Origin of the sequence: Streptomyces sp. NPDC017940 (assembly GCF_044328435.1) — a bacterium.
Taxonomy (GTDB): Bacteria; Actinomycetota; Actinomycetes; order Streptomycetales; family Streptomycetaceae; genus Streptomyces.
Window position 1 is genome coordinate 164,568 of sequence record NZ_JBIRHJ010000001.1, and the last position, 24,521, is coordinate 189,088.

The following is a 24,521-nucleotide window of genomic DNA, read 5'->3' on the forward strand; positions in this document are numbered from 1 at the left end:
AACGGCTCAGTCCCGCCCGCCCCGACCGGGCGTCGTGCCCTCCGTGAGCCCGCCGAGGGCTCCCTGGCTCTGCCCGCCGCCGTCGGCGGCACCACCACCGTCCGCGGCACCCCCGTCGGCCGCGCCGCCGTCCGCCGCGCCGCCGCTCGGCCCCTGGTTCTGCCCCTGCGTCGACCCCTGGGTCTGCCCCTGGTCCTGGCCCTCAGTCGGCCCGCCCTGGTCGGAGCCGCCGCCGGTCGGGCCCTGGTTCTGCCCCTGGGTCTGGCCGCCCTGGCCGGGACCGCCCTGGCCGCCCTGGTCGGTGCCGCCGTCCGCCGCGCCGCCGTCGTCGGCGCCCCCGTCGGTGCCGTCCGTGCCGCCGTCGGTGCCGTCCGTCGTGCCGCCGGTGTCCTCGTCGGTGCCGGGCTCCTCGGGGCTGTCGGAGGGGTCCGGGGGCGGCACGTCCGCGCCGGGCTCGAGCTCCAGGTCGAACTCCTTGACCGGCTTGCCGTCGAGGGCGTCCTTGGTGAACTGCGCCCAGACCTTCGCCGGATAGCCGCCGCCGTTGATGCGCTGCTCGCCGAGCGCCCCGTACAGCGGCGTCTGCCTGGCCGTCTCCGGGTCCGCGCCCATGATGGCCACGACCGTCGCCAGGTCCGGGGTGTAACCGGCGAACCAGGCCGCCTTGTCCTCCTCCGCCGTACCCGTCTTGCCGGCCGCCGGACGGCCCGCGGCGAGCGCCGCCGTGCCGGTGCCGGAGTCGACGACGCTGCGCAGGATCGAGGTCGTGGTGTCGGCGGCCTCCCGGCTCACCGCCGTCCTCTCGCCCCGCTCCGGCAGCGTGACCTCCTCGCCGTTCCTGGTGACCTTCTCGACCATCGTGTACGAGCCGTGCTGGCCGTGGTTGGCGAGGGTCGCGTAGGCCTGCGTCATGTCGAGCACGGACGCCGTGGCCGTACCGAGCGCGATGGACGGGGACGCGTACATGTCCCGGGTCTTCTCCGGCACGCCGAGCGCGACCGCGGTGTCCTTGACCTGCTTGGAGCCCACGTCGACGGCCATCTGCGCGTACACCGAGTTGACCGACTTGTCGGTGGCCTCGCGCACGGTGATGTCGCCGTACATGCCGTCGTCCTCGTTGGCGGGCGCGTACGTGCCGCCGTCCCAGCCCTGCACGGGCCGCTTGTTGTTGCCGTCGTAGACGGTGTTCGGCGTGATCGGCTGACCTGCCTGGGTGACCGAGTCGTTCTGCACGGCCGAGGTGAACACGAACGGCTTGAAGGTCGAGCCGACCTGGTAGTCGCGGCGGGTCGCGTTGTTCACGAACTGCTTGGTGTAGTCGATGCCGCCGTACATCGCGACGACCTTGCCGGTCGCCGGGTCCACGGAGGCACCGCCCACCCGCACGTTCCGGTCGATCTTGCGGGCCTTCTTGTCGACCTTCGACATCACCTGGTCGTCCACTGCCTTTACGAACGCGTCCTGGCGGGGCTTCTGGAGGGTCGTCGTGATGCGGTAGCCGCCCTTGTGGAGGTCGTTCTCCTCGATGACGCGGTTGTCGATGAGGTAGTCCTCGACGGCCTTGACCACATAGCCGCGCTGCCCGGACAGGTCCTGGTTGCCCTTGGCCTGCTTGGGCATCGGGAACTTCTGCTGCCGCTCGGCTGCGGGCAGCCAGCCCTCCTTGACCATGCCGTCAAGGACGTAGTTCCAGCGGCCCATGGCGTTCGGCTTGTTCTCCGGGTGGGCCGCCACGTCGTAGGCGTTCGGGGCGTTCACCAGCGTGGCGAGGTAGGCGCCCTGGCCCACGGTGAGGTCCTCGACGTCCTTGCCGTAGTACGCCTGGGCGGCGGCCTGCACGCCGTAGGCGTTGCGGCCGAAGTAGCTGGTGTTGAGGTAGCCCTCCAGGATGTCGTCCTTGCTCACCTCGCGGTCCAGCTTGATCGCGATGAAGAACTCCTTCACCTTGCGGGTGACGGTCTGCTCCTGGCCCAGGTAGTAGTTCTTCACGTACTGCTGGGTGATCGTCGAGCCGGACTGCTTGCCCTTGCCGGTGACGGTGTTGTACGCGGCGCGGAGCATCGCCTTCGGGTCGACGGCGGACTCCCCGTAGAAGTCGCGGTCCTCGGCGGCGAGCACGGCGTGCTGCACGTGCTTGGGCACCTTGGACAGCGGTACGTTCTCGCGGTTCATGCCCTTGCTGTCGTCGCGGGCCAGCTCGGTGCCGTCGGCGTACAGATAGACGTTGGCCTGCTTGGTGGCCGTGGCGTTGGCGGGCGGGATGTCGATGAGCAGATAGCCCGCGGCGAACGCGCCCACGCACAGCAGGACCACGAAGATGAACCCGCCGAGGACCATGCGCCACGTCGGGAGGAGCCGCCGCCAGCCCTTGCGCTTGGGCCGCTTCTTCTTGACCTTCTTGCCCTCCCCCGCCTTCTCGCCGGGCACGGGGGCGTCGGCGGCAGCGGCGGCCGCGGTCCCGGGGCCGCCGTCGGGCTCACGGGACGCCCACTGCGGGCGCCGCTGCCCCTGATCGCCGGAGACGGCCCTGAGCTGCTGGGTGGCGGGGTCGGGTGCGGACCGCGCGGAGGCGGCGGCGCCACCGGCCGCCGCGGCCCCGCCCGCGCCGCCCTTGCCGACGGGCCGGAGCCGCTGTGTGGCGGGGCCGTCCTTCGGGGCCCCCGGGCCGTTGCCCGAAGCCGCGGGACCGTTGCCCCGAGCCCCCGGGCCGTTGCCCGGAGCCGCGGGACCGTTGCCCCGCGCCGCTGGGCCGTTGCCCGGAGCCGCGGGACCGTTGCCCCGCGCCCCCGGGCCGTTGCCCGGAGCCGCGGGACCGTTGCCCCGCGCCGCTGGGCCGTTGCCCGGAGCCGCGGGACCGTTGCCCCGCGCCCCCTGCCCGCCGCCCGGACCCCCCGGGCCACCGCCCCGAGCCCCCGGGCGGTTCTCCGGGGTGGCAGGGCCGCCCTTCGGGGTGGCGGGCCCCTTCGGGGCGGTGGGGCCCTGAGCGGGGTCACTCGGCCGAGGGGCCCGGCTTGCGGGGCCGTCGGCGGGCCCGTTCTGCCGGGCGGAGGGTTCCCCTCGCCGGGCGGCGGGCTCTTCCTTCCCGTCGCCCGGCTGCCGCTGTGGCTCGTCGCTGCTCATGTCTCGCGGAACTCCCGGTTCGCGTCGTACACCTCGTACGCCTCATACATCCAGTACGCCTCGTACGACCCATTGCACACTGCCACGCACACCTACCCCGACCAGGGACGCACCGCGGCCGAAATTGCCTGGCACGGCTGGACCCGTCCGCACTAGGCTCCTGCGCTTCGGTCCGGAACGGGCCCGGGCGCGGTGGCCTGGAGCGGGACGAGGCTCTCTGAAAGGGATGTGCGTGAGATCAGGACGGTTCCGCCTGTACGCGGCCGTCGCCGCGGGCAGCTTCCGGCGATACGCCACGTACCGGATCGCGACCTTGGCCGGTGTCTTCACCAACACTGTCTTCGGAGTGATCCTGACCTACACCTATATTGCCCTGTGGGACGAGAAGCCTGGACTTGGAGGATACGACCAGGCGCAGGCTCTCACGTACGTGTGGATCGGGCAGGCACTTCTGACCACGGTCGCGGTGATGGGCGGCGGCTTCGAGGACGAGCTGATGGCGCGCATCCGCACCGGTGACATCGCCATCGACCTGTACCGCCCCGCCGACCTCCAGGCGTGGTGGCTGGCGGGGGACCTGGGCCGGGGCGCGTTCCAGCTGCTCGCGCGGGGTGTGGCGCCGATGGCGTGCGGCGGGCTCCTCTTCTCCCTGGCCCTGCCCGGCGACGCGTGGACGTGGCTCGCGGCGGCGGTCGCCGTGCTGCTCGGGGTGCTCGTCAGCTTCGCGCTGCGGTTCCTGGTGGCGCTCAGCGCGTTCTGGCTCATCGACGGTGCGGGTGTGGCTCAGATCGCGTGGCTGGCGAGCATGTTCTTCTCCGGGATGCTCCTCCCCCTGAACGTCTTCCCCGGGGCGCTCGGCGAGATCGCCCGCGCCCTGCCCTGGTCGGCGCTGGTGCAGGTGCCCGCCGATGTCTTCCTCGGCAGGCGCACGGGCACGGACCTGCTCGCGACGTACGCCTTCCAGGCCGGATGGGCCGCCGCGCTGCTCGCGGCCGGGCGGCTGCTCCAGTCCGTGGCGACGCGCAGGGTGGTGGTGCAGGGTGGCTGAGCCGACGCTGCGGGACGGGACGGCCGGGGAGACACCCTCCACAGGCCCGGGCACGTCCGCCGGGCTTCCGGGCGGGGCGGCCCGGGGCGTGCCCTGCGGGCTCCGTGACGGCACCGCCGACGGTCCACTGGACCGGGCCCTGGACGGCCTGCGCGCCTATCGCATGATCAGCGCGATGTGGATCCGCTCCACCATGGCCTACCGGGCGTCCTTCGCCATGACGACCCTCGGCAACCTCGCGGCCACGGGGCTCGACTTCGTCGCGATCCTGCTGATGTTCTCCCAGGTCGACGTGCTCGGCGGCTACCGCCTCGCCGAGGTCGCCTTCCTGTACGGCGCGGCGTCCACCGCCTTCGGCCTCGCCGACCTGGCCATCGGCTCCATGGACCGGCTCGGCAGACGGGTCCGCGACGGCACCCTCGACACCCTCCTGGTGCGCCCCGCGCCGGTGCTCGCGCAGGTCGCGGCGGACCGGTTCGCGCTCAGGCGCCTCGGCAGGGTGACGCAGGGCCTGCTGATCCTCGGGTACGCCCTGTTCGCACTCGACCTCGCCTGGACGCCCCTCAAGGTCCTGATGATCCCGCTGATGCTGGTGAGCGGCGCGGGCATCTTCATGGCGGTCTTCGTCGCGGGCGCGGCCTTCCAGTTCCTCGCCCAGGACGCCTCCGAGGTGCAGAACGCCTTCACCTACGGCGGCAACACGCTCCTTCAGTACCCGCCGACCGTCTTCGCCAAGGACCTGGTGCGCGGCGCCACCTTCCTGGTGCCCATCGCCTTCGTCAACTGGCTGCCCGGCCTGTACGTGCTCGGGCGCCCCTATCCGCTGGCCCTGCCGACGTGGGCGGCCTTCACACCGCCGCTGGTGGCCGTCGCGTGCTGCGCGCTCGCCGGTCTCGCCTGGCGCGCGGGGCTCCGCTCGTACCGCAGCACAGGAAGCTGAGCACACCATGGACAGCACGAGAGACACCACGAGGGCCGTCGCGAACGAGGCGACCGAGGCGAACGTCGCGAACGAGCTGAACGAGGCGACCGACGTGAACGACGCGAACGAGGCGGACGACGTGAACGGCGCCAACGACGAGACCGACGAGACCGACCCGGACGCCGACTTCATCGCGCTCGACGGCGTCGAGAAGGTCTTCGACGTACGCAAGAAGACCGGCTTCCTGCGCCGTGAGCGGCACCGGGTGCGGGCCGTGGACGGGATCACCTTCCGGGTGCGGCGCGGCGAGATGGTCGGCTACATCGGGCCGAACGGCGCCGGGAAGTCCACCACGATCAAGATGCTGACCGGCATCCTCACACCGAGCGGCGGCCGGCTGCGGGTCGCGGGCATCGACCCGGCACGCGAGCGGACCCGCCTCGCGCGCCGGATCGGCGTGGTCTTCGGGCAGCGCACCACCCTGTGGTGGGACCTGCCGCTCATCGACTCGTACCGTCTGATGCACCGCATGTACCGCATCCCCGACCGCAGGTACGCCGAGAACCTCGACCGCTGCGTGCAACTCCTCGACCTGGGCGCCCTCCTGGACGTGCCCGTGCGCCAGCTCTCGCTCGGGCAGCGGATGCGCGGCGACATCGCGGCGGCGCTCCTGCACGACCCGGAGGTGCTGTACCTGGACGAGCCGACGATCGGCCTCGACGTGGTCAGCAAGGCGAAGGTGCGGGAGTTCCTGCGCGACTTGAACACCACGGCCGGCACCACCGTGCTCCTGACCACCCACGACCTCACCGACATCGAGCAGCTGTGCCGCCGCGTCATGGTCATCGACCACGGGCACCTGATGTACGACGGCCCGCTCGCCGGTCTGCACGAGGTGGGCGAGAGCGAACGCACCCTCGTCGTCGATCTGGAACGTGAACTTCCGCCCCTGGAGGTCGAGTCGGCGCGGGTCGTGAAGGTCGAGGGCCCCCGGCAGTGGCTGGCGTTCCCCGCCGCCGCTTCGGCCGCGCCGCTCGTCGCCGCGGTCGCGGCGCGCTACCCGCTGGTGGACCTGTCCGTGCGGGAGCCCGACATCGAGGCGGTCATCGCCAAGATGTACGCGGACCGGGTGACCTCGTAGGCTGCGGACATGACGGACGCCGAGCCCACACCGCCGCCGCGCCCCGAAGGGCCGGACTCCGCCCCCGCCCACGCCCCGGGCTCCGCCGAGGCGAGCCCCGCGGTGCGGGGTTCCGCCGAGCTGAGCCACGACCGGCTGCGGGCCTCCGACGCCGACCGTGAGCGGGTCGCCGACGTGCTCCGCGAGGCGCTTGCCGAGGGCCGCCTGGACATGGAGGAGTTCGGCGAGCGCCTGGACGCGGCCTACCGGGCCCGCACCTACGGCGAGTTGGCGCCCCTCACCCGTGATCTGCCCGCCGCCCCGCAAGCGGGGTCCAAGCCCTCCATGGCCAAGCGGACCACGCACGACGACGGCTCCCTGGAGATCGACTGGTCCGAGCGGGTCGTCGGCGGCGAGCCCTCGTCCAACGGGGCGGTCGCCATCTGGGGCGGCTTCCACCGCAAGGGCGGCTGGACGATCGGGCGGCTCTTCACGTCGTTCGCGATGTGGGGCGGCGGCGAGATCGACCTGCGCGAGGCGCGCTTCGCCGACCGGGACGTCGTCATCCGCTGCTTCGCGCTCATGGGCGGCATCCACGTCACCGTGCCGCCGGAGCTGAACGTCACCGTCAAGGGCTTCGGGATCATGGGCGGCTTCGACGACGAAGCGACGGGCGTGGGCACACCCGGCTCGCCCCGCGTCGTCGTCACCGGGTTCGCCCTGATGGGCGGGGTGGGCGTGGACCGGAAGCTGCGCAAGGAGGAACGGCGCGCGCTGCGGGCACAGCGCCGCGAGGAGCGCCGCCGGCTGCACTGACCGCGCCGGGGTGCTAGAGCGCGGCGTCCGCCGAACCCCGCAGGTCGGAGGGGGTGAACGTGTGCGCCATGCGCCGGAAACCCTCGTCGCTGGGGTGCAGGTGGTCGCCGGAGTCGTACCGGTCGAGCAGGGTCCGCGGGTCGTAGGGGTCGCGCAGGGCCCTGTCGAAGTCGGTGACCTCGTCGAAGACCTTCCCGGAGCGGATCTCCGCGTTCACGGACTGCCGCACGCGCTCCAGGGCGGGCGAGTACCCCCGGTGCCCGCCGAAGGGCGTGAGCGTCGCCCCGACCACCCGCAGCCCGCGTGTGTGCGCCTGCCGGGCCAGCTCGCGCAGCCCGTCGGTGATGCGGCGGGCGTCGGTCCCGCGGTTGCGCAGGACGTCGTTGATGCCGAGGGCGACGACGACGGCCTTGACGCCGGTGCGGTTCAGCACGTCGCGGTCGAAGCGGGACAGGCCGCTCGGGTTGGCGCCGGGCCCGCCGGGGTGCCCCGGCCGTCCGTCGGACAAGACGCGGTTGCCGCTGATGCCCTGGTTCACGACGCTGTAGCGCGGCGCACCGGGCTCCTCGCGCAGCCGGGCGGCCAAACCGTCGGTCCAGCGGCGGTTGGCGCCCATGGTGGAGGAGATGCCGTCGGTGATGGAGTCGCCGATGACGACGACGGTGCCCTCGGTCTCGCTGCTGAGCACGTCGACGGCGGTGAGGTAGCGCCAGTAGGGGCTCTGCTCCTGGTACGCGGCCCCGCTCGGGTCCTCGGTGTGGTCGCCGTCGGCGACGTACGAGATCTGCCGGGCGTGCGGGTGGTACGTCACGGGCCCGGCGGCGACCGGGGAGAAGGTCGTGACCAGCAGGTCCGTGTCGTGCGGCACGCGCAGCCCGGCGGCGTCGCTCACGATCTGCCGCCCCGGCGGGATCACCACCGAGGTGTCGCCGCGGAAGGTGAGGCGGCGCAGCGTGCCGACGGCGGCGCCCGGGTTGTTCGAGGCGGCGGCCACGGCCACGGAGGCGTGGGTGACGGTGAGCGGCTGGGTGCCGAACAGGTTCGACAGGGTGATGCGGACGCTCTCGCCGCCGACGCCGGTGTGCACCACGTTGCGTACCGAGCGGCCCGCCATGCCCCGCTCACCGGTGCCGGGTTCGGCTCCGGCGGGGGAGGCGGACCAGGTGGCGACCCAGGTGCCCGCGGAGGCCGGTGCGGCGGAGCTCCGGGGACCCCCGGGGCCCGCGCCGATCCGGTCCTCGCCGTCCACCCCGGTACCGTTGACGCCGACGTATATGGCGGCCGAAACGACCACTATGACCGCGAGCAGGGCGGCCAGCAGTGCATAACCGTGACGCTTGGTCATGCGGGCTGTGTCTCCTCGGGCAGGGGGAGCCCGAGGCTCCGGTGTGAACACCCCATGATGCGTCATGGGCCGGGAGCGGACCGACACGGCCCCCTCCGTCCACTCGGACGCCGGGAACTTGTGGTTCGTTCCAGGAGTAGGACTGGGAGACGACGCGTACGGGGTACGCGTACCGCACACGAAGCCGCACACGCAGACGAAGACGGGGCGCCAGGCATGGAACGTACGAGGACGGCGGGAGCTGTCGGTGCCGGGGGTGGTCCTGTCGTCCCCGGCGGCGGTCAGGCCGGGCCCGGTGGCTTCAGCGAGGCCGACGCGGAGAAGCAGCGCGGCGTGCGCCGGATGAAGCTGACGGCGACGGGCCTGCTGCTGTTCGTCGCGGTCGTGTACGTGCTCGCGAAGTGGGCGCAGAACACCGGCGCGGGCGCCTGGGCCGGATATGTCGCGGCGGCGGCCGAGGCGGGCATGGTCGGCGCGCTGGCCGACTGGTTCGCGGTGACGGCGCTGTTCCGGCACCCCCTCGGCATCCCCATCCCGCACACGGCGATCATCCCGAGGAAGAAGGACCAGCTCGGCGCCTCGCTCGGCGACTTCGTCGGCGAGAACTTCCTCTCCCGGACGGTGGTGCGCCAGCGCCTGCGCGCCGTCGGCATCGGCGGCCGCCTCGGCACCTGGCTGGCCGAGCCCGAGCACGCCGACCGCGTGACCGCGGAGCTGGCCACGGCGCTGCGCGGCGCGCTCACCGTCCTGCGCGACTCGGACGTGCAGGCCGTCGTCGGCGAGGCCGTCACGCGCCGCGCCGACGCCCAGGAGATCGCGCCCGGCATCGGCAAGATGCTGGAGAAGGTCGTCGCGGACGGCGGCCACAAGCGGGTCGTGGACCTGGTCTGCGTACGCGCCCACGACTGGCTGATCACCCACGCGGACTCGGTGATGGTCGCCGTACAGGGCGGCGCCCCCGGCTGGACCCCGCGCTTCGTGGACAAGAAGGTGGGCGAGCGCGTCTACAAGGAACTCCTCCGCTTCGTCACCGAGATGCGGGACATGCCCGAGCACCCCGCCCGCGGCGCCCTCGACCGCTTCCTCGCCGACTTCGCCTCCGACCTCCAGTCCGACACGGACACCCGCGCCCGCGTGGAGAACCTCAAGCGCGACGTCATCGCCCGCCCCGAGGTGCAGGACCTGATCGCGTCCGCCTGGTCGGCGGTCCGCCAGATGATCGTGGCCGCCGCGGAGGACGAACGCAGCGAACTCCGCCTGCGCGTCCGCGCGGCCCTCCTCTCCCTCGGCCGACGCATGGCCACCGACCCCCGCCTCCAGGAGAAGGTCGACGGCTGGGTCGAAGGCGCGGCGGTGTACGTCGTGACGACGTACCGCAACGAGATCACGTCCCTCATCACGGACACCGTCGCCGGCTGGGACGCCGAACACACCTCGAAGAAGATCGAGGCCCACATCGGGCGCGACCTGCAATTCATCCGGATCAACGGGACGGTGGTGGGGGCGTTGGCTGGGTTGGTGATTTATACGGTTTCGCGGGGGTTGGGGGGGTAGGGGGGGCGGCGACGGATGCCGCGCGTGCCACGGGGCTACCCCCGCCCCCGGAACGTAGCCCGATAAGCCCCGGGCGACACCCCCACCCCCGCCTGGAAGTGCGCCCGCAGCGACGCCCCCGTGCCGAAGCCGCACTCCGACGCGATGCGGTCGACCGTGTGGTCGGTCTCCTCCAGGAGCTGGCGGGCGCGGTCCACGCGGCGCTGGGTGAGCCACTGCACCGGTGTCAGGCCCGTCTCGTCCCGGAAGCGGCGGCTGAAGGTACGTACGCTCATCGACGCCTCGGCCGCTAGTTCGGCGAGGGTCAGGGGGTCGCCGATGCGGGTCAGGGCCCACGTCCGGGCCGCGCCCGTCGATGTCGCAGCGGGCTCGGCGACCGGGCGTTGGATGTACTGGGCCTGGCCGCCCTCCCGGTGCGGCGGCACCACCGTACGGCGGGCGACCGCCGCCGCGACCGCCGCCCCGTGGTCCCGGCGGATCAGGTGCAGGCACAGGTCGACACCGGCGGCTTCCCCCGCCGATGTCAGGACGGCGCCCTCGTCCACGTACAGCACATCCGGATCCACCGTGACGGCGGGGAAGGCGCGCGCGAACAGGTCCGTGGACAGCCAGTGCGTCGTCGCCCGGCGCCCGTCCAGGAGGCCGGCCGCCGCCAGGACGAACGCGCCCGTGCAGATCGAGGCGACGCGACGGGCCCCGGCGGCAGCCGACACCGCCGCGGCCAGCGGAGCGGGCAGTTCCCCGGGCCGCAGCGCCTCGTCCTCGCGGTGCGACGCGGGCACGATCACCGTGTCCGCCTTCGCGAGGACCTCCGGCCCGTGCGCCGCCCGGATCGGGAAGTCCGCGTCCGTGTCCACCATGCCGGGCCTGAGCGCGCAGGTCAGAGGCTTGTAGAGCGGGGCTCCGGAGGCGTCGCGCGCGTTGCCGAACAGCTGGTGCACGAGGCCGAGTTCCATCGGCAGGACGCCGTCGCGTACGAGTACGGCCACGGTGGCGGGGGACTGGCGGGGCCCCGGTGGCCCCTGCCGCTTCGCTGATGCCATGGCCAGATCCTTGCATACCCTGGCCATCTGGCCACTCGTCGCGCAGGCCGCAATCGGCGGACGCTCGACGCATGCGAAAAGCGATCACGGACGTGAGCTGGAGCGCGACCACCGAAACCGGCACCCCCACCTGTGCGGAGACGGCCACCCGCGCCCTACAGGGAACGACCCCGGAAGCAAACCGGCGGACGAGCCCGGGGAGGAGGATCGTCACCCCCTGGACGGTCGCCGCCGTCGCCGCCCTCGCGATCGTCACGGCAGGCACCTTCACCACCCTCGCGGGCCTCCTCGTCGGGCCGCTGCACGCCGAACTCGGCTGGTCGCGCGGGACCATCGGGGTCGGGAGCGCGGTGCACATGGTCGTGTACGGGGCGACCGCGCCGTTCGCCGCGGCGCTGATGGACCGCTTCGGCATGCGGTACGTCACCGCGGGCGCCCTCGGCCTGGTCGGCGCGGGGGCCGTGCTGACCGCGACCGCGATGACCGCGGCCTGGCAGTTCGCGCTCTACTGGGGCGTACTGGTGGGCCTCGGCGGCGGCGCCACCGCGATGGCCTTCGCGGCCGTCGTCACCGAGCGGTGGTTCGTGGCGCGGCGCGGCCTGGTCACGGGCCTGCTCACGGCGGCGAGCGTGGTGGGGCAGTTCGTGTTCCTGCCGGTGCTCTCGGAGATCGTCGGACGGTACGGGTGGCGGGCCGCGGCCCTCACGCTCGCGGGGGCGGCCCTGCTCACCGGGCCCCTGGTGTGGCTCGTGCTGCGCGACCACCCGGCGGACGCGGGGCTGCGCCCGTACGGTGCCGCGGAGTTCGTACCCCGCCCCGCACCGGTCACCGGAGCGGGGCGACGAGCCGTACGCGTACTCCTGCGCTCGGCGCGCACCGGGCCCTTCTGGCTGCTCGCCGGGACCTTCGCCATCTGCGGTGCCTCGACGAACGGCGTGATGTGGACGCACTTCACGCCCGCCGCGCACGACCACGGCATGGCGACGACGGCCGCCTCTTCGCTGCTCGCGCTCGTCGGGATCTTCAACGTCGCCGGCACGGTGGCCTCCGGCTGGCTCACCGACCGCCGGGACCCGCGACGCCTGCTCGCCGCGTACTTCGCGGTGCGCGGGGTGGCCCTGCTCTCGCTCCCGCTGCTGCTCACCGCCACCGTGCAGCCGCCCCTCGTCGCCTTCGTCGTCGTCTTCGGCCTGCTCGACGTGGCGACGGTACCGCCGACGATCGCCCTGTGCCGCACACACTTCGCCGCCGACGCCGCCGTCGTGTTCGGCTGGGCCAACACCGCCCACCAGGTGGGCGCGGGCGCCGTGGCCTTCCTGGGCGGGGTGACGCGCGACGCGTTCGGGTCGTACGACGTGGTGTGGGTGGGGACGGCCGCGTTGTGCGGGGTGGCGGCGTTGTTGTCGTTGGCTTTGGGGGGTGGGGTGGGTGGGCGGTGAGGGGGGTTGGGGGGTGGGGGTGTGCTGCGTGGGCCGGATGAGTGGGTGGGGGTGTGCTGCGTGGGCCGGATGAGTGGGTGGTGGGGGTGTGCTGTGGGTGGGCGCTGAGTGGGTGGGGGTGTGGTGGAGGTGCCCGATGAGTGGGCGGGGGTGTGCTGCCGGGGCCCGCGGTCAGTTGCGGCGGTCGGTGGCTGCCCACGAGGTGAGTGCCACGGCTCCCGCCACCCCAAGGACGGCGGGCCAGGCGCCCATCTTCTTGGCCAGTGGGTGCGAACCGGCGAACCCGGCGACGTACGCGGCGCTGAGCGCGGCCGTCGTCTTCGTCCCGGCCTGCTGCCGCCACTGCCTCGCGGCGGCGGCTCCGGCGAGGGCGAGTACGGCTCCCCCGAGGGGGCGGTTCTTGGTGTAGCGGGCTACGGCGTAACCGCCGACGAGGCCGCCGGCCGCCAGCACCGGCGCCGGTACCTCCGCCACCACGTTCGCCATGCCTGCCTCGCTTTCACCCGGCTGGGGAGGGATCGGTCGCTATGGCCCGAGCGTAACGCTCGGTTGCGTGAGGCTTGTGAGGAACCCGGACCATGCCTCGGGCGGAACGGCCAGGTAGCGGTATGCGGGGGACTTCGAGTCCCGTATGAGCACGGTGCGCCGCGTAACGGCTACCTCGACGCATTCCGTGGCGTTGGCTCCGCTGTACGACGACTTGAACCAGCTGCCGTCAGGGACCGGGCGGGTGTCAGCGGGCATCACAACTCCTTGCGGACGTCCTGGATGAGCACGGAGGAAGCCTCCATGTCCAACGCTTGTGCGCGAAGGTAGTCGAACGCAAGTCTGTATCGCTCCAGTTCGCTTTCCTGCTCCAGGAAAAGTGATCCCGTGTGGTAGTCGACGTACACGACATCGAGCGACGGCTCGGCGCCGCCAATGATCAGGAAGCTGCCCAGTGCCGCACCGTGCGCACCCTTGGAGAACGGCAGTACCTGGAGTGTGATGTGCGGAGACTCGTTGGCCTCAAGCAGTCGGCTCAGCTGCTCCCTCATGACCGCTGGCGAACCGACGATGCGTCTGATCACGGACTCGTCGAGTACGGCCCATAGGTGCGGTGGTGGGGAACGCCGCAGTACGTCCTGTCGCCGCATGCGGATGTCCACGAGGCGTTCGATCTCCGCCGGCGCCAAGCGAATCTCGTTGGCCTGCTGAAGAGCAGTGCTGTATCCGCGAGTCTGCAAAAGGCCGGGAACGTAGACGCTGGAGAAGTGATCTTCCCGTACTGCCTCGTCCTCTAGCGTCAGCAGGAGGTTCATGGTCTCGGGAATCGCATCGGCGAAAGGCCTCCACCAGCCCTGCTGCCTGGCGTCCTTGGCGAGACCGACGAGCGCGTTCTGTTCCGCGTGACTCGCGTCGTATGCCCGGCAGAGTGCTTCCACGACGAGCCATTTGACCGGCCCTTCTCGCGTTTCGTACCGGCTCACAGTCGCTTTGGACACGCCAACGCACAACCCTGCCTCCTCCAGCGTCATGCCCTTGCGGGCACGCAGCTTGCGCAGAGTCGCCCCCAATTGGCGGCGTCGGGTCGTAGCCCTCGCTGGCACGTTCGGATACCTCCTCGGCGGCACGGGGCCGACTGTCCGCTGGCGCCAAACAGGTTATGTGTGCCGGGAGTTGGCGGCGGTTTGATTCACTCGATGGAGTCGCGTGAGAAGTTACACAGCGAGATTTCTCTGTGCCATGCTCGCAGCAGTCCGCTACGCGGTGCGGTCGTGTGGACACGGCAGGCGCAGCGCCGCGTGGCTTGGGAGGGAGTCTCTCCATGTCTATGTACGAAGAGAGCGCACGGGGACTGCGCTGCGTCCTGCCATTCGAAGCGGCGCCGGCGGAGCTACGGCTGCTCCGCGAAGCGGTGAAGCGCAACCTGGAGCAGTGGGGTGCGCAAGGCATCACCGATGAAGCCGAACTGGTCGCCACCGAGCTAGCGACAAATGTCATCAAGCACGTAGGAACAGGGGTTGACGCGACGCTCGTCCTTGAGCCGCGGGAAGACCGCCTGCGGGTAGAAATGCACGACAACAGTCATGTTGTCCCGGCTCTGCGGATGATCTGCGGGGAAGAGGAGTGCGGACGCGGCCTGCACCTGCTGGCCGCTCTGTGTGAGGAGTGGGGCACTGTCCTTGAAGCCACCGGTAAGGCGGTGTGGTGTGAACTCTCCCTTGAGCCGGCGCGGGTGTGCATGCGGGGGCGGCGCGCCGTGTTGGTTCTTGAGGAGTACCGGCGTGTTGTCGGCGCGCGTTCGATAGCGGCACCGCCCTTCGCGGTGCTTGAGGAGTCGGTAACCGACGTGATCGCCGACCTCCTCCACTGGCTCGTGGAGCAGGGAGGGGACCCAGACGAGATGCTCGGCCGGGCGCGGATGCACTTTGAGGCGGAAGCGGAGGCGGACGAGGAGATGGACGAGCCGCCGGCACGGGTGGAAACCGGGGCTACCCGGCAGTGTGGATGGCGCCCAACAGAGTTTGGGCGTCCTGTGGCTGACCCTCGTTGAGCAGGGCCATGGCAGTGCTGATAGACGCTTGGATGTCATGGCGTTTTGCGGCGGCGCTGAGCATGGCCTCGACCCCATCCTCCGCCCCGGCGTTGCGGAACGCCGCGACCGCACTCGGAAACTCGCACGGCTCAAGGTTGGTGCCCATGGTCCAAGGGATGAATTGAGCGTGCCGGAACCGGCCCGCCGTGACGTGGCGGGTGTAGTCGGTGATGTCGGCGGCATACTTTTCGCCGGTGAGGTGCCGGTCCCCGCTCTGACGGGGGACCGGCACCCCGGACCGTGCTCCGAGAAGTGCCGACCTTCTGCGGGTACGCAGCCTGTGGTTCTTGCGGGCCCGGAGTCTGGCCTCAAGAGCCGGCTCTCGCAGCAGGTAATCGAGGAAGCCCGCAGCCGTGCCTGGGTCCGTCTTCTCTACTGTCGCGGCCGCACGCAGGGCGAGCAGGTGCGCGAGAGTGTGCGGCAACGGCCTGCCCTGCTCACGCGCCCTGCTCTCCAGGACCTTATAGATACGCTCCACCGGTCCGGGCTTCTTCGGTACGCGCTCGGCCTTGTAGCAAGAGATGCTGGACAGCCCCACGCCTGTCTCTCGCGCGATCACCTTGTGAGGGATGCCTGCGGCCTCAATGGTCTCGCTGAAGGCAGCGAAGAACTGCTCCCTGATGGAGCCGCAGTGGGAGCTACTGCGGGCGGATCTCTCGGCCATGCCAGCCTTCCTGCAGATGCTGGGAGTTCGCGTAGACCCTCCACAGTGCCCGGCCCGCCCACAAGTTGAATAGCTCTTCCGGCAATTGCGGTAGTGCAGCATCTTGCACTGCCGCAATTCTGTGTCCGGGCTGGATTCCGGGAGCACTCCTGGGTCAGGGTTCTGGTGGCTGGACGCAGCCGGATCGCTCGGTGGCCCGGTGGAGACACAGGACCTGACGTAAGGGGTACGTGGTGGACATGCCGTCGTGGACGGACCCGAAGCTGGGCACGATGAAGCGCGCCGCCTTGTGGCTGGTGACCGTCGTAGGTGAGACGAACACCTTCACCAAGGAGGACGTGAAGGCGGCGTTCCCGGGGGTCAGTCAGGCTGATCGCCGGGTCCGTGACCTGCGTGATCATGGTTGGCAGATCGACACCAATCGCGAGGACGCCTCTCTCGACCAGCACGAACAGCGTTTCGTCAAGCAGGGAGAGCCGGTATGGCTGCCGGGCAAGGGCACACGTCCAGGCATCTCGATCACGCAGACCAGGCGGCGCGAAGTGCTCGCACGGGACGGACACTTCTGCCGGTCGTGCGGTATCGCGCCGGGTGAGGTCTATGCCGGCACTCACGAGTCGGCACAGATCGACATCGCCCGACGGGTAGTGCGGCAGCCGGACGGCAGCAAGATCACTGAACTCGTCTCCGAGTGCAACCGCTGCCGCGTGGGCGGGCGTGGAGCTGAGGCCGACCTGGGCGCGATCATGAAGCGCGCCAAGGGCCTCAGCGCCCTGGACCGCAGGATGCTTACGGAATGGATGACGCGGGACCAGCGCGAGTTCAGCGCGGCGGAGGTGTTCTGGGCCGAGTACCGGTCGCTTCCCGAAGAGTCGCGGGCGAAGGTTCGCGAGGGCTTGAAGCTGCCGGCCGGATAGTAGGCACGGCCTCTTAGGTAACCCGCGGTCGGGCTGACCCACTTCACGGACAGCCCGCTCCGTCTAGCGGTAGTACCCCTGTAACTGGTGAGGAGATTCTGGTGGGTAAGGACTTCGGTCGGCCGCCGAAAGCGGATAAGAATCGTGAGCTGATCGAGCAGCGACTCAAGGAAATCGCGGACGGGGGCGGAGTTCGGGAAACGCTCACCGTCGAGTGGCGTACACAGCCGCTGCACGTCGAGGTCATCGATATGCCGGTGCAGGATCTCTACTACAATCCGGGAACCCATCGAATCCAAGCCCAGCGAAGTCATGAACCAGAGCTGGACAAGCTGCTCGACGAAGCTCCCTGGGAACTGGAGAGCCAGAATTATCTGCGCCGTCTATTGCAGGTTCTTCCGGAGGACCCTGAAAAGGAGGACCCCGCTTTCAGGGAGTTGGTGGAGAGCCTTCGAACCGACCGGCAGAAGGAGCCCGGGCTCATCACGCGAGACGGTGTGCTCGTCAACGGCAACACGCGGCAGGCGGCCCTCAAGGAGCTGACCGTCGCGAACATCCGAGTCGGCGTACTTCCCGAGTCCTGCACGTGGGACGACATCAACGCGGTGGAGCTGTCCCTTCAGCTCCGGCCGGACCAGCGCCGCGAATACTCGTACATCAACCGGCTTCTGGCCATGGACGAGCAGCACGCCTTGGGGCGTCCCATCGCCGACGTGGCGAGGGAGTTCCGCATCCGTACCTCAACGTGCGAGCAGGATCTGTGGGTCCTCACCTGCCTCCGTGATCTAATCCAGCGGTCCGGCGACGGGGGAGCACGACTTCGACTGCTGGACTTTGAAAAGCAGCAGGAGAAGCTGCGCGAGGTCTATCGCCGTTACTCCAAGGAAGCGCCGGTAAGCCGTGACGATGCCGAGCTGCTCAAGGAGACACGGCTCGCCGCCATCGTCCTGGAATTCTCCAAGACTGACGTACGGCTCATCGAACCCGATTTCCGGGAACGGTACCTCGATAAGTGGCTTCCTGAAGAACTGAAGACGGCGGCTGAAGCCCCGACGACGGGCGTGATCATTCCGGGTCTCAACCGCACCGTGAAGTCCGCAGCTCCTAGGGTCGCCCAGGCCAAAGCGCTGACTGACCTGATTCTTGAGGCGAAGGCGGTCATGACCGCGAAGGGTGACCCGCTCAGTGAGCGCAGCAGGGTGGCAATCGCGCGGTTCAGTGCCGCAGAGAAAGCGTTCGAAGCCGCGCTGGAACCAGCGGGCAAGGACGCCAGGGTCCGCAAGCGCAAGCAAGCGGCGCAAGACCGCATCACCGATGCCTGCCAGGACATCGAGCAGTGCATCACCGACCTGACGCTCGCCAGGGCTTCCGGCAGCCTCGATGAGGAGGCCTTCGACGAGGCGGTCCTGACCCTTCGTGAGACTCTGACGAAGCTCGCGGTCGCGACCCAGCGGAGTATCAAGGCGCCTGGTGACGGCGTCTCCTGGCTTCGTGAGTCGGTCAGGAAGGAAGGAGTGTGACCACCATCGCGCAACCGTCTCTGCGCATCGCCTTCGACGTCACGCGCACGCGAGCCGCCCTGCGTGCGGCTTCGGGACATGAAGGAGACTTCGCTAGGCTGGCAGCCCGTTTTCCCGCCGCCGGACAGAGGACTCTGCTGTCGGTAGAGGTCGATCTCGATGACTTCCTCGCTGGGCTTGAGGCGCTGGTGATCTGGCCCTCCCCGGACGTCGAGTGGGAGGAGGAACTGGCGACGCTCGTCGGTGGCGTGCTGGATGACGCCGAGCGCGCCGAGCGATGGCTGGACGGCACCGACGCAGCCACTCCCATGACGGCAGAATCGGTCACGGACCAGCTGGGGCCGGACTGGCGCGCGGATCTCACTGACTTCCAGCTACGGGACATCGCGCGTCTCCTGTCCCTCCAGCACGGCGCGAATTTCTCCGTACCAGGAGCCGGTAAGACCCGCGTCGCTCTCGCGGTGTTCGCCGCGATGCGGCAACGGGGTGACGTACGCCGACTGCTCGTCGTGAGCCCCAAGTCCGCTTACGAATCCTGGGATCATGAGACCGCGGTGTGCTTCAAGGAACCGTTCAACACTCGCGTCATGAAGGGAAGTCCCGACCCCCGCACAGATGGCCTGATCGTCAACTATGAGCGCCTTGACCGGTCCCTTGCCGGGCTCGCGTCATGGCTTCGCGGCTCCCCATCAATGATCATTCTTGACGAGGCGCACCGTATGAAGCTCGGGGCACGAGGCATTTACGGCAGCGCCTGTATGGCTCTCGGACCGCTGGCACGCCGACGTCTCATCCTCACCGGGACCCCCGCCCCCAATGGGGCCCGCGATCTGGAGAACCTGCTGTCCTTCGTGTGGCCCGGACACGGCAGGCGGGTGGTGACCGGCGCTGTAGCCGGGGGTGACCTCGCCCACGCTAGCGCGGTGCTGCGGCCGCTCTTCGCCCGGACCACCAAGAAGGAGCTGGGGCTCCCGCCATTCGAAACACGCATCCGTTACGTTCCGCTCCCGCCGCTGCACCGTGAGATCTATGACGCACTCGTCGGCCGTTACACCGCCCGGGCTGAGGCTGGCAGGGAGGACTTCGACGCTCTAGGCAAGGCGATGCTCCGTCTCCTGATGGCGGCGACGAGCCCTGCACTGCTCCTGGAAGGGGAGAGCCGGTACGCCCCGCTCGACTATCGCCTGCCACCGCTGGAAGTGCCGCAGGCAGACTCCCTGTACTCACTTCTGCGGCAACTGCCGGACTACGAGTTCTCTCCGAAGTACAAGGAGGCGCTCAGCATCGTCGCGAAGAACGCCACCATGGGCCGGAAGACGCTGGTATGGACGACGTTCGTGCGCAGCCTCACCACGATGGAGCGGCTCTTCTCCGCCTATCAGCCAGCCATGGTGCACGGAGGGACTCTTGATCGTGAGGAGCAGCTCAAGCGGTTCAGGGAAGACCCCGACTGCCACGTGCTCCTCTCGAATCCCGCGACCCTGGGCGAGGGCATCAGCCTTCACCAAGTCTGCCACGACGCGGTGTACGTAGACCGTGACTTCATGGCTGGCCGCTTCCTTCAGAGTCTCGACCGTATCCACCGTCTCGGTCTGGCACCTGGAACGGAGACACGGGTCACGGCTCTTGCGGCGGAAGGCACGATCGATGAGGTGGTGGCTCTGCGGCTGGGAGAGAAGCTCGCCTTTATGGGGCAGATCCTGGACGATCCAGCCGTGCAGCAGCTGGCGGACTTGCAGGAGGAACCCTCTCTCGCCGCAGGCATGGACATAGCCGATGTTCGCGCTCTCCTCCGGCACATTGACTCTCATGCGGTCAAGTGAAGGGCAGGGTTAGTGGTGGTTCGCTGACGAGGGCTGCTCCGCATGGCTGTGGAAGGTGCCCTTCCCCGCGGCCGCGGAGTCTGTCTGGTCCAGCGCCGCCGCGATGGCGCGGCCCACAGCTCGTGCCACGGGTGGAGGAAAGGCATTTCCCACCTGCCGGTAGACGGACGTCTTGCCTCCGGCGAACGTCCAGTCCGCAGGGAAGCCCTGCAACAGCGCGAGCTGTGCCACGGTGAGCCGCACCGGCAGCTGATCGTTAGGCGCTGGTGGCTCGTTCGCGATGCTAGAGCCGTTCACGCCGATCTCGGCCCAAGCCCTTCTCGCTCGGGATGGCCCCAGGTCGGGACCTCCGTGTTTCCGTGAGCCACCGCACAGCGTTGGCGCGATCCGCTGGGCCTGGGCGGCCCATGTGTCAGCAAGCCTCCAGCCCCGGGATGCCATCGATTCGAGGAGTACAGCGCCTACGTGCGGCGCCTCCGTGGTCGGAAGGTGTGCCTCAGGCCAGCGGAAGTTGGCGAACGCCCGCGTTTCCATACCCACCAGGACCGCGCGTGGCCGTAGCTGCGGAACGCCGAAGTCGCGGGCGTAGAGCAGGCGCCATTCGGCAGCGTATCCATGGGTTGCGAGGGTGCGGACGATGTCTGTCCGGTAAGCCGAGAACTTCTCCTGAAGTAACCCCTTCACATTCTCAAGAAGGATCGCCCTCGGTTTGACGGCAGAGACGAGGGCGAGCGCTGCCGGGATCAGATCGCGCTCGTCCCGCAGCCCCAGCTGTCGGCCGGCGATCGAGAACGGGGGGCACGGAACGCCGGCAGCAAGGAGGCAGGGGCGGGCCGCCGCCACAGCATGAAGGCATTCCGCTGATCTGAGGTCTGCCCGCACGACGTGCCAGTCCGGACGGTTCTGCCGAAGCGTCTGGCACGCGTCGTGGTCCAGGTCGATGAGTGCCTGATGGCTGAAGCCAGCTTGCTCCAGCCCGAGGGCCTGGCCTCCGGCGCCGGAGCACAGTTCGACACAGGTGCGCAGGCCCGTCGCTACGGGTTGATGTGACATCGCTAATCCTTTCGGCCCTGGGGTGGGTCGAGGTCAGCTTGCCGCTGCTTGCCGCGGCAAGCAGCGGCAAGTTACGGTCTCCATTCGATAGGGGCATCCATCAAACATTTGACCGATTGGCGCGTGAATGACCGAATCCGGGTTGAACTGGCGGAATGAAGGACTCGGTACGAGGGTCCGAGTCGCACTCTGGCTTCGGGACGAGGTCGGAGAGGGCGGGAATTTCTCCAAGGCCAGGCTCCGTGAGGCGATCCGGGGAGCGGAGCAGGTAGACCGGCGCATGCGTGATCTGCGGCCCGCGGGGTGGGTGATCAGGACCTACAGGGACCGGCCAAGCCTGCAACCCGACCAGCTGTACCTGGAGAAGATCGGGCGCCCCGTCTGGGAGCCGGAACACAGGGCGGCGGGTCTGCGGCAGATCAGCTCCAAGACCAGGCGGCTCGTGCTTGAGCGGGATGGCCATGCTTGCCGGCGGTGCGGGCATGCGGCTGGTGAGGCATACGCCGATGACCCGGACGCACGGGTTCGCCTTACGGTTGGCCACGTCAATCCGCACAGGTCCGGCAGCGCGGCCAATGCGGAGGACCTGATCACGGAGTGCGCCCGCTGCAACGAGACCGTGCAGCACCTCACAGGGGTGCAGATGACCAAAGGCCAGGTCTGGGACCGGGTCGTGGAGCTTCCCAGGCTGGGTAAGCGGGACCTGCTCGACTGGATGAGGGCAGACAGACGAACCATGTCGCAGACGGAGAAGGTCTGGGCGATGTACCGGCAGCTTCCGGCGGTGACACGGGAGGAACTCCAAGCGGACCTGGACAGGCTCTTGGGGAGCTGACACCTCCGTCTATGTGAAAGTGGGCCCGTCCCGTGGCTCCTGATCCCGGAGGGATGCGACACTTGCGTGTCTGCAATTCGCCGCACCAGGAGGAGCCGATGGGGACCGCCCACCGCAAGCTGACCTCAATCGAGATCTGCGCGGGTGCCGGCGGCCAAGCCGTTGGGCTCCACCAGGCTGGCTTCCGGCACCTCGCACTGGTAGAGATCGACAAGTACGCCGCCGAGACGCTGAGAGAAAACATCAAGTCGCGTCCGTCTTGGGCCTGGGAAAAGGATCACTGCCTGGTTCGTGAGACGGATGTCAACAATTTCAAGCCGCTGGAAGAGGTTCCTAACCCTGAGGGGCGCCGGGGGGAGCGGGACTCTGACAAGCGGATGCTTCAGCCCGGGCAGCTCGACCTTCTTGCTGGTGGTGTGCCCTGCCCACCCTTCTCGGCGGCAGGGCATCAACTGGGCAGGGACGACGAGCGGGATCTCTTTCCTCGCATGCTTGATCTCGTTGAGGAGCTCAAGCCTCGCGCCGTCATGATCGAGAACGTCCGAGGGCTCGTGGAGCCAGAGCGGAAGTTCCGTTATTACCGGAACCACATCAAGAACCGGCTCCGCAAAGCCCACTATGTCATCTGTGGCTGGCGCGTTCTGGAGGCTCAGGACTTCGGGGTACCACAGCTCCGACCCCGCGCCATTTTGGTCGCCATCCACGAGGACCATTACCGCGGCTTCGACTGGCCAGTTCCTGGAAAAAAAGTGCACCGTGTCGTCGATGCGCTGGGCCCCAGCATGGAACGACGGCTCGGGGCAGACACTGACCGCTTCAAGAAGTGGCACGATGCCGCGAGCCTTGGAACGGTCGCGCCGACGCTAGTCGGTGGTTCCAAGAAGCACGGTGGAGCAGACCTCGGCCCGACCCGGGCGAAGCGGGCCTGGGGAATTCTCGGTGTGGATGGCATGGGTGTCGCCAATGACGAAGACAGCATGACTGACCCTGACCGCGACCTGGGCAATCTGGAGAGAGGCCCGAAACTCACGGTGCAGCAGGCGGCTATCATCCAGGGTTTCCCGGATGATAAGGACGCCGAGGGGCCGTGGGTGTTCACCGGAGGAAAGACGGCGCGCTACCGGCAGGTCGGTAACGCCTTCCCGCCCCCGGTCGCAGCAGCCGTCGGCGAGAAGATCCGGGAAGCCCTGACCCGCACCGGGCCGCTGCGCGACGACCCGAGCCCGGAATTTGAACCCGAGGACGACCCGTCACTCGTAGCGCCCGAACTTCCCCTCCAAGACGGCATTCCGTCGCTCGAGGACGACGCGGAGGACAGTGCTCGCGCACTCATCGGGTGATTCGTGCTCCCAGAAGCGCAGAACTGTCCACCCGGCTTCCTTGAGGCGTCGGTCTGTATCCCGGTCGCGAGTCATATTGCCTGCTACCTTGCCTGACCAATAACCTTCGTTTGTCTTAGGCGGCACATAGTGCTCGGGACAGCCATGCCAATAGCAGCCGTCAATGAAGACGGCTACCTTCGTCGGGCGGAAGACGATGTCCGCAGTCCGGCGCAGGTCAGGCAAGGGCTTCGCTGCCACCCGGTATCGGAGTCCTTGGGCGTGCAGGAGCCGGCGGATCAACCGCTCCGGCTTGGTGTCCCTGCTGCGGATGGCCTGCATGTTCCTGCGTCGAGCCGCGGAAGACGCCCACGAACCCGCCGGTGGGGTCCAGTCGTCAGATGCGCGCACCGGCATCTTGCTCCTAGTGTCCGTCTCAGCTGGTCAGGCTGGGAGCGCTTCTTCGCCCTCTGGCCCGGCACCGTCACGCAATGCGATCCACTCGCCCGGCTGGAGGGTGATGCCGCGAGCGGCAGCCTGGTCACGTGAATCCACCCACGTGCCACAGAGAACGGTGAGTCCCTCTTTCGCCGCGAGATCTCGCAGCTGCCGAGCGCGACGCATAGGGTCTTGTTTGCCCGATCCCACCGTCAAGAAGACATTCCTCGGGATGATGTGCCCTTCAAGGAAATGGAACATCTTGAGCATGCGCCGAACCTGGCCAGGTTTCTTGGCCAACACCTGCGCTACTTGCTCCTCCGTCAGGTAGCGCAGGGGATTAACTGGAAGTTCCGTCCAGTCGTAAAGCGGAAGGCTCCACTGTTCGCGTGCCTGAATCGCCAGACCACGTTTCTGGTCCTTGTTTCCCTTGCCGCGGTAGAGCCAAGATCTGTGAGCCCGGACGAGCCATGACCTGTGCCGGTTATTCTTCAGCTGGATCTGAGTGCAGATGCAAAGCTGGCAGTGTGCCTCAGTGGGGATAGCCCAGTTGTCGCCCACAGTGACCTTGATGTCTACGGGCACGTCGGCTATGAGGGTGTCTAGTGGCCTGGTCTTCGGCAGTCCGAGTATGCGGAGGATCTCGTACTCAAGCTTGGCCCCGACGGAGGCGCGTTCGCCTGGGTGTACCTCGGGCGACATCAGGTCAAACCTGCCCGTCCTCCCGCCGTCGAGAACGTAGTCGATCGAGTTCCGAATCGCTTCCGTGTAGGCATCTGCTACCGGTACTGAATGGCTGCTCAGCCAGGAAGCGACGGACTGAAGTTCGACGTCATCGGCGGACGCAAGTAGTTCGTGCTCTCCAGACTCCGTGTTGCTACATGGCTCACCAGGGCCTTGGAGTATTAGCCGTGCCATCCTGGGATTTCACTTTCGAGTCAGAGGGCCGTCAGTAGCAGGGCGCGAT

Annotated in this window: 22 protein-coding genes; 12 read left to right on the top strand and 10 right to left on the bottom strand. The window is 69.0% G+C overall.

All coding sequences use genetic code 11. The features are described from left to right. Positions 1–6: 6 nt before the first annotated feature. Entirely contained in the window at positions 7–3,120 is a 3,114-nt protein-coding gene (locus ACH4DX_RS00680) for a transglycosylase domain-containing protein (protein ID WP_398153482.1), read from the bottom strand. 226 nt (positions 3,121–3,346) lie between these two features. Here ACH4DX_RS00680 and ACH4DX_RS00685 point away from each other — a divergent pair, with 226 nt between their 5' ends. From ACH4DX_RS00685 to ACH4DX_RS00700, 4 genes are read left to right on the top strand one after another with little or no spacing between them, the layout of a single operon-like run. Beyond that, a complete protein-coding gene (locus tag ACH4DX_RS00685) occupies positions 3,347–4,168 on the top strand; it encodes an ABC transporter permease (RefSeq protein ID WP_398153483.1) in 822 nt (273 codons plus the stop codon). Further along, a complete protein-coding gene (locus ACH4DX_RS00690) occupies positions 4,161–5,108 on the top strand; it encodes an ABC transporter permease (RefSeq protein WP_398153484.1) in 948 nt (315 codons plus the stop codon). The genes ACH4DX_RS00685 and ACH4DX_RS00690 overlap by 8 nt, the downstream gene beginning before the upstream one ends. A 7-nt stretch (positions 5,109–5,115) precedes the next feature. Beyond that, entirely contained in the window at positions 5,116–6,231 is a 1,116-nt protein-coding gene (locus ACH4DX_RS00695; protein ID WP_398153485.1) for an ATP-binding cassette domain-containing protein, read from the top strand. A gap of 9 nt (positions 6,232–6,240) precedes the next feature. Continuing rightward, a complete protein-coding gene (locus ACH4DX_RS00700; protein ID WP_398153486.1) occupies positions 6,241–7,026 on the top strand; it encodes a DUF1707 domain-containing protein in 786 nt (261 codons plus the stop codon). Between the two features lie 13 nt (positions 7,027–7,039). On the opposite strand, the gene ACH4DX_RS00705 is transcribed toward ACH4DX_RS00700, so the two are convergent. After that, positions 7,040–8,371, bottom strand: coding sequence for an SGNH/GDSL hydrolase family protein (locus tag ACH4DX_RS00705; RefSeq protein ID WP_398153487.1), 1,332 nt, complete (start codon positions 8,369–8,371; stop codon positions 7,040–7,042). Positions 8,372–8,587: 216 nt separating this feature from the next. Between ACH4DX_RS00705 and ACH4DX_RS00710 the strand changes: the two genes are divergently transcribed. Continuing rightward, the gene (locus ACH4DX_RS00710; RefSeq protein WP_398116518.1) at positions 8,588–9,925 is read left to right on the top strand and encodes a DUF445 domain-containing protein; all 1,338 of its coding nucleotides are present in this window, start codon (positions 8,588–8,590) and stop codon (positions 9,923–9,925) included. A 35-nt stretch (positions 9,926–9,960) separates the two neighbouring features. Here ACH4DX_RS00710 and ACH4DX_RS00715 read toward each other — a convergent pair whose 3' ends face one another. Then, positions 9,961–10,968, bottom strand: coding sequence for a GlxA family transcriptional regulator (locus tag ACH4DX_RS00715; RefSeq protein WP_398153488.1), 1,008 nt, complete (start codon positions 10,966–10,968; stop codon positions 9,961–9,963). Between the two features lie 71 nt (positions 10,969–11,039). Here ACH4DX_RS00715 and ACH4DX_RS00720 point away from each other — a divergent pair, with 71 nt between their 5' ends. Beyond that, positions 11,040–12,407: an MFS transporter gene (locus tag ACH4DX_RS00720; protein ID WP_398153489.1), complete on the top strand. Its 1,368-nt coding sequence runs from the start codon at positions 11,040–11,042 to the stop codon at positions 12,405–12,407. A gap of 171 nt (positions 12,408–12,578) precedes the next feature. Here the strand turns inward: ACH4DX_RS00720 and ACH4DX_RS00725 are convergent, their stop codons facing one another. Genes ACH4DX_RS00725 through ACH4DX_RS00735 form a run of 3 tightly spaced genes read right to left on the bottom strand, consistent with a single transcriptional unit; the run spans position 12,579 to position 13,996 of the window. Next, a complete protein-coding gene (locus ACH4DX_RS00725) occupies positions 12,579–12,881 on the bottom strand; it encodes a hypothetical protein (protein ID WP_398154144.1) in 303 nt (100 codons plus the stop codon). Between the two features lie 51 nt (positions 12,882–12,932). Next, complete coding sequence (locus ACH4DX_RS00730) at positions 12,933–13,151, bottom strand: DUF397 domain-containing protein (RefSeq protein ID WP_398153490.1); 219 nt, start codon at positions 13,149–13,151, stop codon at positions 12,933–12,935. Further along, positions 13,151–13,996, bottom strand: coding sequence for a helix-turn-helix domain-containing protein (locus ACH4DX_RS00735; RefSeq protein WP_398153491.1), 846 nt, complete (start codon positions 13,994–13,996; stop codon positions 13,151–13,153). Before ACH4DX_RS00735 ends, ACH4DX_RS00730 begins: the two co-directional genes overlap by 1 nt. A gap of 218 nt (positions 13,997–14,214) precedes the next feature. On the opposite strand from ACH4DX_RS00735, the gene ACH4DX_RS00740 reads away from it, so the two are divergent. Further along, positions 14,215–14,943, top strand: coding sequence for an ATP-binding protein (locus ACH4DX_RS00740; protein ID WP_398153492.1), 729 nt, complete (start codon positions 14,215–14,217; stop codon positions 14,941–14,943). On the opposite strand, the gene ACH4DX_RS00745 is transcribed toward ACH4DX_RS00740, so the two are convergent. Further along, entirely contained in the window at positions 14,882–15,649 is a 768-nt protein-coding gene (locus tag ACH4DX_RS00745; protein WP_398153493.1) for a hypothetical protein, read from the bottom strand. The genes ACH4DX_RS00740 and ACH4DX_RS00745 overlap by 62 nt on opposite strands. Before the next feature lie 233 nt (positions 15,650–15,882). On the opposite strand from ACH4DX_RS00745, the gene ACH4DX_RS00750 reads away from it, so the two are divergent. The 3 genes from ACH4DX_RS00750 (at position 15,883) to ACH4DX_RS00760 (ending at position 19,909) form a co-directional block, all read left to right on the top strand. Beyond that, a complete protein-coding gene (locus tag ACH4DX_RS00750) occupies positions 15,883–16,566 on the top strand; it encodes a hypothetical protein (RefSeq protein WP_398153494.1) in 684 nt (227 codons plus the stop codon). A gap of 101 nt (positions 16,567–16,667) precedes the next feature. Next, positions 16,668–18,086, top strand: a complete 1,419-nt coding sequence (locus ACH4DX_RS00755) for a transcriptional regulator (RefSeq protein ID WP_398153495.1) — start codon at positions 16,668–16,670, stop codon at positions 18,084–18,086. Beyond that, the gene (locus ACH4DX_RS00760) at positions 18,083–19,909 is read left to right on the top strand and encodes a DEAD/DEAH box helicase (RefSeq protein ID WP_398153496.1); all 1,827 of its coding nucleotides are present in this window, start codon (positions 18,083–18,085) and stop codon (positions 19,907–19,909) included. Before ACH4DX_RS00755 ends, ACH4DX_RS00760 begins: the two co-directional genes overlap by 4 nt. Positions 19,910–19,918: 9 nt before the next feature. Here the strand turns inward: ACH4DX_RS00760 and ACH4DX_RS00765 are convergent, their stop codons facing one another. Next, positions 19,919–20,962, bottom strand: coding sequence for a DNA cytosine methyltransferase (locus ACH4DX_RS00765; protein WP_398153497.1), 1,044 nt, complete (start codon positions 20,960–20,962; stop codon positions 19,919–19,921). A 280-nt stretch (positions 20,963–21,242) separates the two neighbouring features. On the opposite strand from ACH4DX_RS00765, the gene ACH4DX_RS00770 reads away from it, so the two are divergent. Both ACH4DX_RS00770 and ACH4DX_RS00775 read left to right on the top strand, forming a co-directional pair. Further along, positions 21,243–21,797 carry an HNH endonuclease gene (locus ACH4DX_RS00770; protein ID WP_398153498.1) on the top strand — a complete coding sequence of 185 codons (555 nt, stop codon included), beginning with the start codon at positions 21,243–21,245 and terminating at the stop codon, positions 21,795–21,797. A gap of 98 nt (positions 21,798–21,895) precedes the next feature. Further along, the gene (locus tag ACH4DX_RS00775; RefSeq protein ID WP_398153499.1) at positions 21,896–23,137 is read left to right on the top strand and encodes a DNA cytosine methyltransferase; all 1,242 of its coding nucleotides are present in this window, start codon (positions 21,896–21,898) and stop codon (positions 23,135–23,137) included. Here the strand turns inward: ACH4DX_RS00775 and ACH4DX_RS00780 are convergent. Both ACH4DX_RS00780 and ACH4DX_RS00785 read right to left on the bottom strand, forming a co-directional pair. Beyond that, complete coding sequence (locus tag ACH4DX_RS00780) at positions 23,048–23,533, bottom strand: very short patch repair endonuclease (protein ID WP_398153500.1); 486 nt, start codon at positions 23,531–23,533, stop codon at positions 23,048–23,050. The genes ACH4DX_RS00775 and ACH4DX_RS00780 overlap by 90 nt on opposite strands. A 27-nt stretch (positions 23,534–23,560) precedes the next feature. Continuing rightward, the gene (locus ACH4DX_RS00785) at positions 23,561–24,472 is read right to left on the bottom strand and encodes a NaeI family type II restriction endonuclease (RefSeq protein WP_398153501.1); all 912 of its coding nucleotides are present in this window, start codon (positions 24,470–24,472) and stop codon (positions 23,561–23,563) included. Positions 24,473–24,521 lie beyond the last annotated feature (49 nt).